Origin of the sequence: Rhodococcus sp. NPDC058532 (assembly GCF_042719255.1) — a bacterium.
Taxonomy (GTDB): Bacteria; Actinomycetota; Actinomycetes; order Mycobacteriales; family Mycobacteriaceae; genus Rhodococcus_G.
Map to the genome: position 1 here is coordinate 123695 of NZ_JBHXNU010000005.1, position 13063 is coordinate 136757.

General features: G+C 71.0%; 15 protein-coding genes. 13 read left to right on the forward strand and 2 right to left on the reverse strand.

Annotation, left to right across the window (positions count from 1 at the left end; genetic code table 11):
• The first annotated feature begins 81 nt into the window (after positions 1-81).
• The 7 genes from ACFWQG_RS08485 (at position 82) to ACFWQG_RS08515 (ending at position 6121) form a co-directional block, all read left to right on the forward strand.
• Positions 82-930 carry a trypsin-like serine protease gene (locus tag ACFWQG_RS08485; RefSeq protein WP_378507152.1) on the forward strand — a complete coding sequence of 283 codons (849 nt, stop codon included), beginning with the start codon at positions 82-84 and terminating at the stop codon, positions 928-930.
• A 49-nt stretch (positions 931-979) separates the two neighbouring features.
• On the forward strand, positions 980-1591 hold the full coding sequence (locus ACFWQG_RS08490) for an AAA family ATPase (protein WP_378507153.1): 612 nt from the start codon (positions 980-982) through the stop codon (positions 1589-1591).
• Positions 1592-1822: 231 nt separating this feature from the next.
• Entirely contained in the window at positions 1823-2584 is a 762-nt protein-coding gene (locus ACFWQG_RS08495; protein WP_378507283.1) for an alpha/beta hydrolase, read from the forward strand.
• 497 nt (positions 2585-3081) lie between these two features.
• Positions 3082-4155 (forward strand): hypothetical protein, encoded by a 1074-nt coding sequence (locus ACFWQG_RS08500; protein WP_378507154.1) that lies wholly within the window; start codon positions 3082-3084, stop codon positions 4153-4155.
• A 61-nt stretch (positions 4156-4216) separates the two neighbouring features.
• The gene (locus tag ACFWQG_RS08505) at positions 4217-4606 is read left to right on the forward strand and encodes an ArsR/SmtB family transcription factor (RefSeq protein ID WP_378507155.1); all 390 of its coding nucleotides are present in this window, start codon (positions 4217-4219) and stop codon (positions 4604-4606) included.
• On the forward strand, positions 4603-5703 hold the full coding sequence (gene arsB / locus ACFWQG_RS08510; protein ID WP_378507156.1) for an ACR3 family arsenite efflux transporter: 1101 nt from the start codon (positions 4603-4605) through the stop codon (positions 5701-5703). The genes ACFWQG_RS08505 and arsB overlap by 4 nt, the downstream gene beginning before the upstream one ends.
• Positions 5704-5707: 4 nt before the next feature.
• Entirely contained in the window at positions 5708-6121 is a 414-nt protein-coding gene (locus ACFWQG_RS08515; RefSeq protein WP_378507157.1) for an arsenate reductase ArsC, read from the forward strand.
• A gap of 49 nt (positions 6122-6170) precedes the next feature.
• Here ACFWQG_RS08515 and ACFWQG_RS08520 read toward each other — a convergent pair whose 3' ends face one another.
• Positions 6171-6665 (reverse strand): ArsI/CadI family heavy metal resistance metalloenzyme, encoded by a 495-nt coding sequence (locus ACFWQG_RS08520; protein WP_378507158.1) that lies wholly within the window; start codon positions 6663-6665, stop codon positions 6171-6173.
• 94 nt (positions 6666-6759) lie between these two features.
• On the opposite strand from ACFWQG_RS08520, the gene ACFWQG_RS08525 reads away from it, so the two are divergent.
• The 5 genes from ACFWQG_RS08525 to ACFWQG_RS08545 all read left to right on the forward strand — a co-directional run bounded on the left by ACFWQG_RS08525 (position 6760) and on the right by ACFWQG_RS08545 (position 11896).
• Entirely contained in the window at positions 6760-7119 is a 360-nt protein-coding gene (locus tag ACFWQG_RS08525; RefSeq protein WP_378507159.1) for an Rv2640c family ArsR-like transcriptional regulator, read from the forward strand.
• Positions 7120-7306: 187 nt separating this feature from the next.
• On the forward strand, positions 7307-7867 hold the full coding sequence (locus ACFWQG_RS08530) for an FxsA family protein (RefSeq protein ID WP_378507160.1): 561 nt from the start codon (positions 7307-7309) through the stop codon (positions 7865-7867).
• A 6-nt stretch (positions 7868-7873) separates the two neighbouring features.
• Positions 7874-9451 carry an amidohydrolase gene (locus tag ACFWQG_RS08535; RefSeq protein ID WP_378507161.1) on the forward strand — a complete coding sequence of 526 codons (1578 nt, stop codon included), beginning with the start codon at positions 7874-7876 and terminating at the stop codon, positions 9449-9451.
• A complete protein-coding gene (gene lnt / locus ACFWQG_RS08540; protein WP_378507162.1) occupies positions 9441-11123 on the forward strand; it encodes an apolipoprotein N-acyltransferase in 1683 nt (560 codons plus the stop codon). Before ACFWQG_RS08535 ends, lnt begins: the two co-directional genes overlap by 11 nt.
• Positions 11120-11896: a polyprenol monophosphomannose synthase gene (locus tag ACFWQG_RS08545; protein ID WP_378507163.1), complete on the forward strand. Its 777-nt coding sequence runs from the start codon at positions 11120-11122 to the stop codon at positions 11894-11896. Before lnt ends, ACFWQG_RS08545 begins: the two co-directional genes overlap by 4 nt.
• Positions 11897-11958: 62 nt before the next feature.
• Here ACFWQG_RS08545 and ACFWQG_RS08550 read toward each other — a convergent pair whose 3' ends face one another.
• Positions 11959-12297: an RNA polymerase-binding protein RbpA gene (locus tag ACFWQG_RS08550; RefSeq protein WP_378507164.1), complete on the reverse strand. Its 339-nt coding sequence runs from the start codon at positions 12295-12297 to the stop codon at positions 11959-11961.
• Between the two features lie 315 nt (positions 12298-12612).
• Here ACFWQG_RS08550 and ACFWQG_RS08555 point away from each other — a divergent pair, with 315 nt between their 5' ends.
• Complete coding sequence (locus tag ACFWQG_RS08555; RefSeq protein WP_378507284.1) at positions 12613-12936, forward strand: hypothetical protein; 324 nt, start codon at positions 12613-12615, stop codon at positions 12934-12936.
• Positions 12937-13063 lie beyond the last annotated feature (127 nt).

Consider the following 13063-nt stretch of genomic DNA (forward strand, 5'->3'; position numbering starts at 1 on the left):
CCACCGGCATCCGCCCTCGCAATCACATTCCGCTACGTACTCGTGGCCGCGCCGAATGCGCGGCCCATGGAAAGGATCAACATGTTCACCTCCCGTTTGTTCGCCGCCGGTGCCGCCGGGTTCGCGCTCGCGACCTTGGGGCCGGTGGGAACGGCGCATGCCCTGCACAGCGACACCTTCGCCGCGGACAACGCCGAGTCCGCTGCGGTGGTGTCCGCGCAGATCGCCGACACCGGTTCGCTCGACGGCGACTGCACCGGCACCGCGATCGCGCCGCACTGGGTGCTCACCGCCCGGCACTGCATCGAGCCCTTTCCGACCCCGGGCGGCAGCGTCCGGTTGGGCCAGGGCGACCAGCAGCGCCGGGTGCAGGTGGATCACTGGGAGGCCGCCCCTGCGGGGGACATCGCGCTGCTGCACACCGTCGAGGACATGGGGTTGGCCAGCTACCCGACGGTGTCGGACACGGTGCCCGGGGTGGGTGCCGCACGGCTGTACGGCTGGTCGCCGGACGGCAGCGGCAAGACAACGAAGCTACCGGTCGCGGAGGGGGAGATCACGGAACTCTTGGACATGTCGCTGTTCGAGGGCAAGCAGATGATCAACGTCGACACCCACAACGGCGGAAAGACGCAGCCGGGTGATTCCGGCGGCCCGCTTTTCGTGGACGGAAAGGTGGTCGGCACGCTGTCGGCCTCCCTGGGGGACGACAAGGACGGGATGTCCGATGTTGCCGCGTATGCGGTCGTCGCCGAGCAATACGACTGGGTGATGGAGACCATCGGCGGCAGGCAGGGCGCCAATGCGGGCACGTCCGGCGGCGGTGACCTCAACGCGGCCTGGCTGGTCGGCGGTGGTGGCGGCATGCTGGTGGCGATCGGCGCGTCGGTCATGGTCCTGCGCGGGCGCGGCAAGTCCGACGCGGGATAGCTGGCGCAGCGTCGATTGTCCCGGCACGCGTATCGCTACACTCGGCACGATGCTCATCTGGATCAACGGTGCGTTCGGTGCGGGCAAGACACAGACTGCGTTCGAGCTGCATCGCCGCCTGCCGAACTCGCTGGTCGCCGACCCCGAGCTCATCGGGTTCGCGATCCACAAGATGCTGCCCGCTGGGGCGCGGGGCGACTTCCAGGACCGACCCCAGTGGAGATCGGCGGTGATCGAGACGCTCGCCGACGCGGTGGCCGCCCACGACGGACCCGTCCTCGTTCCGATGACCCTCGTGCATCCGGACTACTTCGACGAGATCATGGCCGGACTCTCCGACAGGAACGTCGAGGTCAGGCACTTCGCCCTCGTCGCTGCACCGGACACCCTCCGCCGCAGGCTGCGGGCGCGCGGCGACTACTGGCCTGGCCGTGCCACCGGGCGCAAGGACACCTGGGCGATGCGCCAGATTCCTCGCTGCGTTCGGGCACTCGCGACCGAGCGCTTCGACGAACACGTCGGGACCGATGGTCGAGCCGTCGACGACGTCGTTGAGGAGATCGCGGCCCGCGCCGGTCTGGACCTCGCGCACGCCCGCCTGAGCGGCGCCCGCTCCCGGCTCCGGCGGGTGGCGGTCGGGATCCGCCATATCAGGATGTGAGGGCCTCCGCGCCTGCCCGCACGCTCGGAAATTGTGTGGACGCCCCTCCGTCGGGGTTGATAGCGTGCGCGGGACCGTGACATCACGCCAGGAGGTGAGACCCATGACCGCAGTAACCATGTGGGTGCTCCCACTCGTGTTCACGGTTCGGCGAACGACGTAGGTGTCGCCGGGAGCGCCCGAAACGAGGCACTCCCGAAAGGCAACACCATGCACTTCACCTCTGAGAACCTGCACGTCACGTCGGAGACGACCGCGGACGGCGTCGTCGAACGACACTTCACCCTCGGCGACATCACCGGTGTGCTCTGGTCACCGGCGGCCGGGACCGCGGGTGCACCGCTGCTGCTGTCGGGGCACGGCGACGGCATGCACAAGAAGGCGCCGGGATTGGTGGCCGCCGCACTCCACGGCGTGACCACCCACGGATTCACCGTCGCCGCCATCGACGCACCCGGGCACGGCGACCGCCCCCGCAACGCACGGGACCAGCAGTGGGTCGACGCGATCCACCGGGCCCGGGCGGCATCCGAGCCGATCGCGCCGATCGTTGTCGATTTCAACCGGTCGGTCGCCGAGCGTGCGGTACCGGAATGGCGGGCAACCCTCGACGCCCTGCAGGCACTGCCGGAGATCGGTCCCGAGGCGCCGGTCGGCTACGGCGGCGTCATGCTGGGGGCCGTGACCGGGATGCTGCTGGCGGCGGCCGACTCCCGGATCGCGGCACTCAGCCTCGGGGCGGTGTTCGTGGACGACGCGCTGATCGAGGCGGGGCGGAAGGTCACGGTCCCGGTCGAATGCTGGATTCCGTGGGACGCCGAGGGCATCGACCGTGCGGCCGCTGTGTCGTTGTTCGACGCCTTCGAGTCGACGGACAAGACCCTCCACGCGTACTCGGGTGGACACCATCAGGTGCCCGACCCCGAACGCACTTGCTCGGCGCCGCTCTTCGTCCGCCACCTCGGCCGGGGCGCAGGCCCGGCAGCGAGCTGACGTCACCGGTGGCGGTGTCCGGCGTTGTGCCGGGCACCGCCACCGCGTTTTTGCCGGTCAGGGCCGGAGCGGGACGCGGCTTCCGGCGCTGAACCGTGCGCCGATGCCGGGGTGAGACGACGCGGTTGCCAAGACATCTGCCGTCACAGTGACGTTTTGACCGAGGCCCCCGGGGTCCAGTGTCGCTCGCGCAGGACGCCATCCTGCCGGGCCGCCGCGAGGGCGGCGAAACACCCCGCCTGTTGACGCGCGTCAACAGGCGTCCTCGGTGTCGATGCCGCAGTTCCCGGTCCGGCGCCGCGGCCATCCCAGTTTTCGCATCCCGGCTTCGCGGGCCACAGGGTCGCCCGCCACCCCCGTCGAGGGCAGGATCACGCCTGGTTCGGAGCGGATCCGGGCCGGATTTCTAACTCACCATAAGGGGGGATTATGACGATTAGAATCTCGCGTTTCATAACCGCACATGTTACGTAACATGTCATGTAATGTTACGAAACATGATCGAGGATGGCACCGAATCCGCACCCGAATCCGACGGAAGCGCGCCTCGCGCGCGGCCGGGGCGCCCACGCAAGTACGCCAGCGACGCCGACCGGGTCCGCGCGTTTCGCGCCCGCCAGAAGACCCGCGACCAGCAGGGAGACATCGACGCCACCTCGTCCGCGGCGCCCGACGAGGTGGTCGGGTCCCTCGAACGCACGCTGACGGATCTGCGGACGGTCACCGGCACCGCGCTCGACCAGTTCACGCTCGCCGCTCGCCAGATCACCGCGGCGGTCGACCGGCTGACCGATCCGGCGGCGATCGACGGCGCCCTGCACCGCGCGGGCATCGAACTCGCGCAGACGAAGGCGGCCTACGAGACCGAACTGAAGGACCTGCGTGCCCGGCACGAGACCGCCCTCGACGATCGAACCAATGCGGACGCCGCGGTGGAGGCGGTCGATGCCGAACTGGCCGCGGCGCTGGCCGACCACCGGGCCGAGGTCGACCGGCTGACGACCGACCACCGCAGCGTCGTCGACGATCTCGAACGGGCACACCGGATCCAACTGGGGGAGACCACCGAGCAGATCGTGGCGCTCGAGGAGGACCGGGATTCCCGACTTGCCGCGGCAGCGGCGGAGATCGAGGCGCTGCGCACCCGGCTGCGCGAGTCCGACGGGCGGACGGAGGCGGCACACCAGCGGGCCGCGACCGCCGAACTGGCCGCCGACACCGCCCGGCAGCGGGCCGCCGAGGACGGCGAGACCGCCGCGCGACACCTCGCTCAGGTCACGGCGGTGTCGGAACAGCGCATCGTCGAGCTGCGGTCGGCGGCCGAGAAGGCCGCCGCGGCCGCAGCCACCACCATCGCGCGGCTCGAGCAGTCCGTCGAGCACGAACGCGGCGCCGCCGCCGATGCCCGGCACCGGGTCGACACGCTCCGCGACGAACTCGAGCAGTCCCGCGTCGACGCCGGGCAGGCGCGGACCGCGGAGTCCGCGCTCCGCGAGCAGCTGGCTGACCTTCGCGCAGCGACCGCCGCTCCGCGGAAACCGACCGGTGACCGCGACCGGGCAGCCGGGTGATCCCCGGGGTAGTGGTCACCCGCACGTTGAACACTGATTCGACGTCTGTCAATATTGATGTATGTCGATATACAATGGTTCGGGCGGCGAGCTCTGCTGCTCACCGCTGACGAGCGAGCCCCTGACCGAGGACTGGGCCGGGGACTTGGCCCGAATGTTCAAGGCACTCGGGGATCCGGTGCGGCTGCGAATGCTGAGCCTGATCGCCAGCCACGAGAGGGGAGAGGCCTGCGTCTGCGACATCTCGCCCGCGTTCGACCTGTCCCAGCCGACCATCTCCCACCACCTGAAGGTGCTGCGTGAGGCTGGCCTGCTCGACTGCGAGCGGCGCGGAACCTGGGTGTACTACCGGGTGATCCCGTCCGCGCTCGCGCAGTTGTCGGCCGTGCTGTCCTCCGAGTCCGGCGTCGTCGCTGGCTCGGCCTGCGGGTCCGCGGAGGCATCCCGGTGACCGATACCGCCGCCCACCCCGCTGTTGTTGGCAAGCTCTCGACCCTGGACCGGTTCCTGCCGGTATGGATCGGCGTCGCGATGGTTGCCGGACTGCTGCTCGGCAGGGGAATCCCCGGCCTCGGCGACGTCCTGTCCGCCGTGGAGATCGACGGCATCTCCCTGCCGATCGCCCTCGGCCTGCTGATCATGATGTACCCGGTGCTCGCGAAGGTCCGCTACGACCGCCTCGACACCGTCACCGGCGACCGCAGGCTCCTGATCGGATCGCTCGCGCTCAACTGGGTCCTCGGCCCGGCCCTGATGTTCGCGCTCGCCTGGATCTTCCTCGCGGACCTGCCCGAGTACCGGACCGGGCTGATCATCGTCGGCCTGGCCCGCTGCATCGCCATGGTGATCATCTGGAACGACCTCGCCTGCGGGGACCGCGAGGCCGCGGCCGTCCTGGTCGCGATCAACTCGGTGTTCCAGGTGATCATGTTCGCGGTCCTTGGCTGGTTCTACCTCTCGGTCCTGCCCGGCTGGCTGGGTCTGGAGCAGACCACGATCGACGCCTCGCCGTGGCAGATCGCGAAGTCGGTGCTGATCTTCCTCGGCATCCCGCTGCTCGCCGGGTTCGTGACCCGCCGCTACGGGGAGAAGGCCAGGGGCCGCGAGTGGTACGAGTCGACGTTCCTGCCGCGGATCGGGCCGTGGGCGCTGTACGGGCTGCTGTTCACGATCGTGATCCTGTTCGCCCTGCAGGGCGAGCAGATCACCTCCAACCCGGTGGACGTGGTCCGGATCGCGATCCCGCTGCTGGCGTACTTCGCGGTCATGTGGGGCGGTGGCTACCTGCTCGGCGCGGCGATGGGTCTCGGGTACGAGCGCACCACCACCCTCGCGTTCACCGCGGCGGGCAACAACTTCGAACTCGCGATCGCCGTCGCGATCGCCACCTACGGCGCCACGTCGGGGCAGGCACTGGCCGGGGTGGTCGGGCCACTGATCGAGGTGCCCGTCCTGGTCGCGCTGGTGTACGTCTCACTCGCCCTGCGTCGGCGCTTCGCTGCACCGGCACCGACGATCGGCGCCGCGGCGCCGGTGAAGGAGTCCTGACCCGATGGCAACACCGTCCGTGCTGTTCGTCTGCGTCCACAACGCCGGCCGCTCCCAGATGGCCGCCGGTTTCCTCGCCGCGCTGGCCGGCGACCGCATCGAGGTCCGGTCCGCGGGCAGCGCGCCCGCGGATCGGGTCAACCCGGCCGCCGTGCAGGCGATGGCCGAGGTCGGCATCGACATCTCCGCCGAGAACCCGAAGATCCTGACCGCCGACGCCGTCGAGGCGTCGGACGTGGTGATCACGATGGGGTGCGGCGACACCTGCCCGGTGTTCCCCGGCAGGTCCTACCGGGACTGGACCCTCGACGACCCGGCGGGGCAGGGTGTCGAGGCGGTGCGGCCGATCCGCGACGCGATCCGGGGCAGGGTCGAGGCCCTTGTCGCGGAACTGACCGTGCAGCCGGTCACCGACTGACCCGCGTCGGCCGCCGCTGCCCGGGGCGGCCGACGCGGGTCGCCGGCGTTCAGCAGCAGCCGCGTCCTGCCGCCGCGTCCTCGTCCACACGCTCGTCCGCGGGCGCGCCGGTGCCGCAGCAGACGCCCCCGTCGGCGCCGCGCGGGCCGTCGAGATGCGCCGGGCTGGTGCCGAAGGTGTCCGAGTCGGCGAGGACGGTGTAGACCTCCCACCGTTCACCGGCGGGGCCGGTGACCCACACCTTGTCCTGGGTGGCGAAGCAACAGGTGGTGCCGATCTCCTCGTCGGTGAACAGTCCCTCCTCGGTCAGCCGCGCGATCTCCGCGTGCACCCGCTCCGACGATTCGACCTCCACCCCGAGGTGGTTGATCGTGCCGCCCTTACCGGGGTTCTCGAGCAGCACGAGTTTGAGCGGGGGCTCGGCGATCGCGAAGTTCGCGTACCCGGGCTTCAGCTTCGCGGGTGCGGTGCCGAACAGTTTCGAGTAGAACGTGACCGCCTCCTGCAGGTCGTCGACGTTGAGTGCGAGTTGTGCGCGTGACATGACCGCCTACCTTTTCTATATATGTCGAAGTGTTCCGACTACAGAGTGCGCCACCTTTTCGACATAAGTCAAGAGCCTAGGTAGGATCGGCGTCATGCCGAAAGCCCTGCCGGTCATCGACGTCAGCGCACCGATCTGCTGCGCACCGGTGTCCGCCGCGCCGATCAGCGACGACGACGCCCTGCACCTGGCACTGCGCCTCAAGGCGCTCGCCGATCCGGTCCGCATCAAGCTGATGTCGATCCTGCTGACCGCCGCCGACGGCGAGGTGTGCACGTGCGACCTCGCCGCAGGCGTCGGCCTCGCCGAGTCCACCGTCAGCCACCACCTCGGCCAGCTCAAGCGGGCAGGCATGGTCGAGTCCGAGCGGCGCGGCATGAACGTCTTCCACCGCCCCCGCGCCGACTCCCTCGACGCCCTGCGCCTGGTCCTCGACCCGCACTGCTGCGCCTGACCGGGGGATCGGCGGCGCCCGCCGCTCGCGAGTTGGTCGTTTCCCCACCGATCCGGCGCCGAATCACGGGAAAACAACCAACTCGCGTGTGACGTCTTCCGTCCCCGGCCCGGGAGAAAATCGGGCGCCTCGGACGTTGACAGGACGAGAGCCTCCCGTGACGGGCGCTTCCATCGAAAGGACCGACATGATCCCCGCGCTGTTCGTGCTGTACCTCGTCGTCGAGGTCGCGGCGGTGGTCTGGATCGGCAGCGCCATCGGCGTCGGCTGGACCATTCTGCTGTTCCTCGCGATCTGGGCCGTCGGCCTGTGGCTGGTCCGCTCGCAGTTCCGCCGGGTGCTCGCGCAGTTCCGGGACGCCGGCCAGGACACCGCCGCGGTCGGCGGCGCGGTCGCCGACGGCGCCCTTGTCACCGCGGGCACCGTGCTGCTTGTCGTGCCCGGCCTGGTCACGGGCGTCCTCGGGCTGCTGATGCTGATGCCGCCGACGCGGTGGGCGCTGCGCCCGCTTGCGGTGTTGCTCGGGGGGCGCAGGCTCGCGATGGCCACCGCCGGTGGCGCCGCGGGCGCCGGGATGTATGCCCGCACCCGCCGCACCACCGTCGTCGACGGCGTGATCGTGGAGGACGTCGTGGTCGACCACGGCGCCGACACCCCGACCCGGATCACCGACCCGCTCGCGATCGAGGGCGAGGTGGTCCTTCCCGATCCCCGTCGACACCCCGGAACGGGCGGGCGGGCACACTGAGAACCCGTGAGTACCCAACTGTTGGTCGGCGGCCGCATCTACAGCCCGTCGGCACCGGATGCGACGTCCATGGCGGTCACCGACGGCACCGTCGTCTGGGTCGGTGAGGACCGGCCCGGGCGGGCCCTGCACCCGGACGCGGAGATCGTCGACCTCGACGGCACGTTCGTCGCCCCCGGCTTCGTCGACACGCACGTCCACACCACCGCCCTCGGTCTCACCCTGACCGGGTTGGACGTGGCGGGCGCCCGGTCCCTGCGCGAATGCCTCGACCTGCTGCGGGCCCACGCCGCCGAGCACGACGACGCCGTCATCTGGGGGCAGGGCTGGGACGAGACCGGCTGGCCCGACGCCGACCGCGGACCGACCACCGCCGAACTCGACGCCGCCGCCCCCGGCCGCGCCGTCTACCTGTCCCGGATCGACGCGCACTCCGCCGCCTGCTCGACGCCGCTGCGCAGCGCCGCCCGCGTCCCCGGCGAGACGCCCGTCACCGCGGACGAGCACCATCGGGTCCGGGCCGCCGCCCGCGACCTGCTCACCGCGGGGCAACGGGCCGCCGCCCGGGCCGCCGCCCTCGACAGGGCCGCCTCCTACGGCATCGTCGCGGTCCATGAATGCGCCGGGCCCGACATCGCGGGCCGAGCCGACCTCGCCGAACTGCTCGCCACCGACCACGGCGTGCAGGTCCGCGCCTACTGGGGGCAGGCCGTCACCAGCCCCGACGAAGCGCGGGCGATGATCGCCGAGACCGGGGCGCACGCCCTCGGCGGCGACCTGTTCGTCGACGGCGCGATCGGCTCCCGCACCGCGTGGCTGTCGCAGCCGTACGCCGACCGGCCGCACACCGGCACCGCCCACCTCGACGTCGACGCGATCGCCGCGCACGTGCGGTCCTGCACCGAGGCCGGGATCCAGGCCGGATTCCACGTCATCGGCGATGCCGCCGTCGCCGCCGCCGTCGCGGGCATCGAGCGGGTCGTCGCCGAACTCGGCGGGCCCGCGGTCGCGTCCTGCGGGCACCGCCTCGAACACGTCGAGATGATCAACGCCGAGCAGTCCGCGAAGCTCGCCGCGTGGGGTGTCGTTGCCAGCGTCCAGCCCGGATTCGACGCCCAGTGGGGCGGACCGGACGGCATGTATGCCCGCGCGCTCGGCGCCGACCGCGCGGCCGCGATGAACCCGTACGCGGCGATGGCCGCGGCCGGGGTGTCGCTCGCGATCGGCTCCGATGCCCCGGTCACGCCGCTGAACCCGTGGGACTCGCTGCGCGCGGCCGCCCACCACCGCACCGAGGGCGCCGGCATCTCGCCGCGTGCCGCGTACGCCGCGGCCACCCGCGGTGCGTGGCGGGCCGGCGGCGTGCGGGACGGGCTGGCAGGCACCCTGGTTCCCGGCGCCCCCGCCTCGTACGCGGTGTGGGAGGCGGGCGACCTGGTCGTCACCGCGGCGAAGGACACGGTGCAACGGTGGTCGACCGACCCGCGGTCCCGGGTGCCCGCGATGCCGCGGCTCGACGACGACGCCCCGAACCCGGTGTGCCTGCGCACCGTGCACCGCGGCGTCACCATCCATGAGCGCTGACGTCGACGCGGCGCCCGGCCTGCTGCGGCGGGCGGCGCCGATCCTGCGGGATTCCGTCGCCGCGGTCGTCGCCGGGCTGCTGCTGTTCGCGAGCTTCCCGCCGCGGCCGCTGTGGTTCCTGGCCCCGGTCGGCATCGGGCTGCTCGTCCTCGTCCTCACCGGATGGGGGAGCGGCCCGCGCCGGATGCGGGCCGGGTTCGGGTACGGCTACCTCGCCGGGCTCGGGTTCCTGCTGCCCCTGCTGCCGTGGATCGGCGTGTACGTCGGCCCGGTGCCGTGGCTTGCGCTGTCCGCCGTCGAGGCGCTGTTCGTCGGGCTGTTCGGTGCGCTCGCGGTCACGGTCGCACGGCTGCCGCTCGCGCCGCTGTGGATCGCCTGCACCTGGTCGATGACCGAATGGCTGCGGTCATCGGTGCCGTTCGGCGGATTCCCCTGGGGCCGGCTGGCGTTCGGCCAGTCCGAGGGCCTGCTGCTGTCCCTCGCGAGCATCGGTGGGGCGCCGCTGGTCAGTTTCGCGGTCGCGCTGACCGGCACCGGCCTTGCCGCCCTGGTCGCGGGGCTGACCGGAACGCCGCGACGCTGGGCACCGGCCGCCGCGCTCACCCTGATCGCCCCGGTCCTCGCGGCCGCGCTGTCGCCGACCCTGCCGGGCATGGACGCCGCGGACAGCGACCTCACCGACACCGGCACGATCACCGTCGCCGCCATCCAGGGCGGCGTCCCACGCCTCGGCCTCGACTTCAACGCGCAGCGCCGCGCCGTCCTCGACAACCACGTCGCCGAGACACTCGACCTCGCCACCGACGTCGACGCCGGGGACGTGCCCCGGCCGGACATCGTCATCTGGCCGGAGAACGCCTCCGACATCGACCCCCTCCGCAACCGTGATGCCGCCGCCGCGATCACCGCCGCCGCCCGCGCCGTCGGCGCCCCCATCCTCGTCGGCACAGTGCTCGTCAACGGCGACGGCACCACCACCAACTCGGTCATCGTCTGGGACCCCGCCACCGGCCCCGGCGACCGGCACGACAAGAAGATCATCCAACCGTTCGGCGAGTACCTGCCGTACCGCGACTTCTTCCGGCACTTCTCCGAATATGCCGACCGCGCGGGCAACTTCGTCCCCGGCGACGGGGACGGCGTCGTGCAGGTGACCACCGGCCGGGGCTCGGGGGAGCCGACCACCATCCCGGTCGGCGTCGCCACCTGCTACGAGGTCGCCTTCGACCGGGCCCTGACCGAGGCCGTGCGGGGCGGCGCCCAGCTCATCGCCGTCCCCACCAACAACGCCACGTTCGGGGACACGGAGATGACCTACCAGCAGCTCGCGATGTCGCGGCTGCGGGCGGTCGAGCACGGCCGGACCGTTGTCGTCGCCGCAACCTCCGGCGTCAGCGCGATCGTCGGCCCCGACGGAACCGTGCAGGAATCTTCGTCACTTTTCACCCCGACGACCCTGGTGGCGCAGGTTCCGCTGCGCGACTCCACTACGCTGGCTACTCGGTTCGGCCCGATCCCGGAGTTCGCTCTGTGCGTCGGCGCCGCCCTGGCCCTGCTCGCCGCCGCGCTGCACTCCGCAGCGCAGAGGCGGGCGCGGCAGGCCGCACCCTCAACTGACGGTGTGGATGTTCACGGAAAGAACCAGCCTCGGCTGGGGGAGAGGATCGAATGAGCGCGGGCACGCCGACCGGGGACACGCCGAGCTCCCACACCCTGGTGATCATCCCGACGTACAACGAGCGGGAGAACATCGCACTGATCATCGGGCGGCTGCACGCGGCGCTGCCCGGCACCCATGTCCTCGTCGCCGACGACGGCAGCCCCGACGGCACCGGCGACATCGCCGACAAGCTCGCCGCCGACGACACCGCCGGGCGCATCCACGTCATGCACCGCACCGAGAAGAACGGTCTCGGCGCCGCATACATCGCCGGCTTCCGGTGGGCCCTCGAACGGGACTACCAGGTGATCGTCGAGATGGACGCCGACGGCAGCCACGCCCCCGAACAGCTGCACCGCCTGCTCGACAAGATCGACGCGGGCGCCGACGTCGTCGCGGGCTCGCGGTACGTGCCCGGCGGCAGCGTCGTCAACTGGCCCAAGCGCCGCGAGATCCTCTCCCGCGGCGGCAACATCTACTCCCAGCTCGCGCTCGGCGTGAAGATCAAGGACATCACCGGCGGCTACCGGGCCTACCGGCGCACCGTCCTCGAGACCCTCGACCTCGGCGCCATCGAGTCCGCGGGCTACTGCTTCCAGATCGACATGGGGTGGCGGGCACTGCAGGCCGGGTTCACGATGGTCGAGGTGCCGATCACGTTCACCGAGCGCGAGCTCGGCGAATCGAAGATGTCCGGCAACATCATCACCGAGGCGTTCACGAAGGTCCTCGGCTGGGGCATGACCAACCGGTGGCGCAAGCTGCGCGCCCTGGTCGGCAGGTAGGCCGCAGCGGACAGAAACGGCCCCGGAGGATCACCCTCCGGGGCCGTTCTCGTCGATGTCCGCTACGCGCCGCGGCGCTTGGTCTTCAGGAGTTCCAGGCGCTCCTTGAGCAGCTCGTCCAGCTCCTCGATGGAGCGGCGCTCGAGCAGCATGTCCCAGTGGGTGCGCGGCGGCTTGACCTTCTTCGCCTCGGGCGCTGCACCCTCGAGGAGGGTGCCCTCCAGCCCGTTCTTGCACAGCCAGGTGCCGGGGATTTCGGCCTCGTCGGCGAACGGGACGTCAAACTCCTCGCCGTTGTCGCAGCGGTACCGGGCGATCCGTCGGGGCGCGAGATCGTGATCACGGTCGGTCTCGTAGCTCACCGCACCGAGACGGCTGCCCCGAAGTACGCGATCTGCCATGGTGGTGATTCCTCTCCTCGGTCGTCACGCGAGCACGCCTGGGCCGGTGGGCCCTGGGCGTTCACTCCACTACAACGACACGTACTCCCGAATGGTTCCCGCGCTGAGCGCAGAATCAACCGCCATCCTACCGGTGGGGTGGGCGGATCCCACCCCAAGGGTGACTCCCGGCCAGCGTCCGGTTGCGGCAGTGTCGACCCGTGACAGGCCACCCCACCGGCATCCGCAGGAGCCCCCATGAACTGCCGAGACGACACGTGCCGACGGCACCGTCCGCACCTCCTCCTACCCGCGAGTAGGGTGGGACGCGTGCCCATCTCCCGTCGCCTCGAATCATGTGTGTGGTGCGGCAGGGAGGTTCCCGACGCCGGTGTCGGCCGTCGGCGCCGCTACTGCAGGCAGTCCTGTCGGCAGCGCGCATATGAGCAGCGGTCGGCGGTGAAGGGCACGACGATCGCCCCGGACTCGACGATCCTCACCGCCGCCGAGGCCGAGGCCGCGATGGATCGGATGTTCGAGGTGCGCTGCGCCGCCGAGGACGTCGCCACCGCGGCGGCGGAGGGCGCGGATCCGGAGGAGATCGCTCGACTGTGCGCGACCCTGGTCGGGTTGGCCCGGAACGCCGAACGGCTTCGGTGACCTTTTCGTCACCTGTAAAAGCCCTGTACAGGGGCCCGTTCGGGTAACGCTGGTGTCCGTGGTCTCGACAAAGCCACAGACGAACAATTACACAGGCGGCGGTGTACGGCGCCCATTACGCTGAACA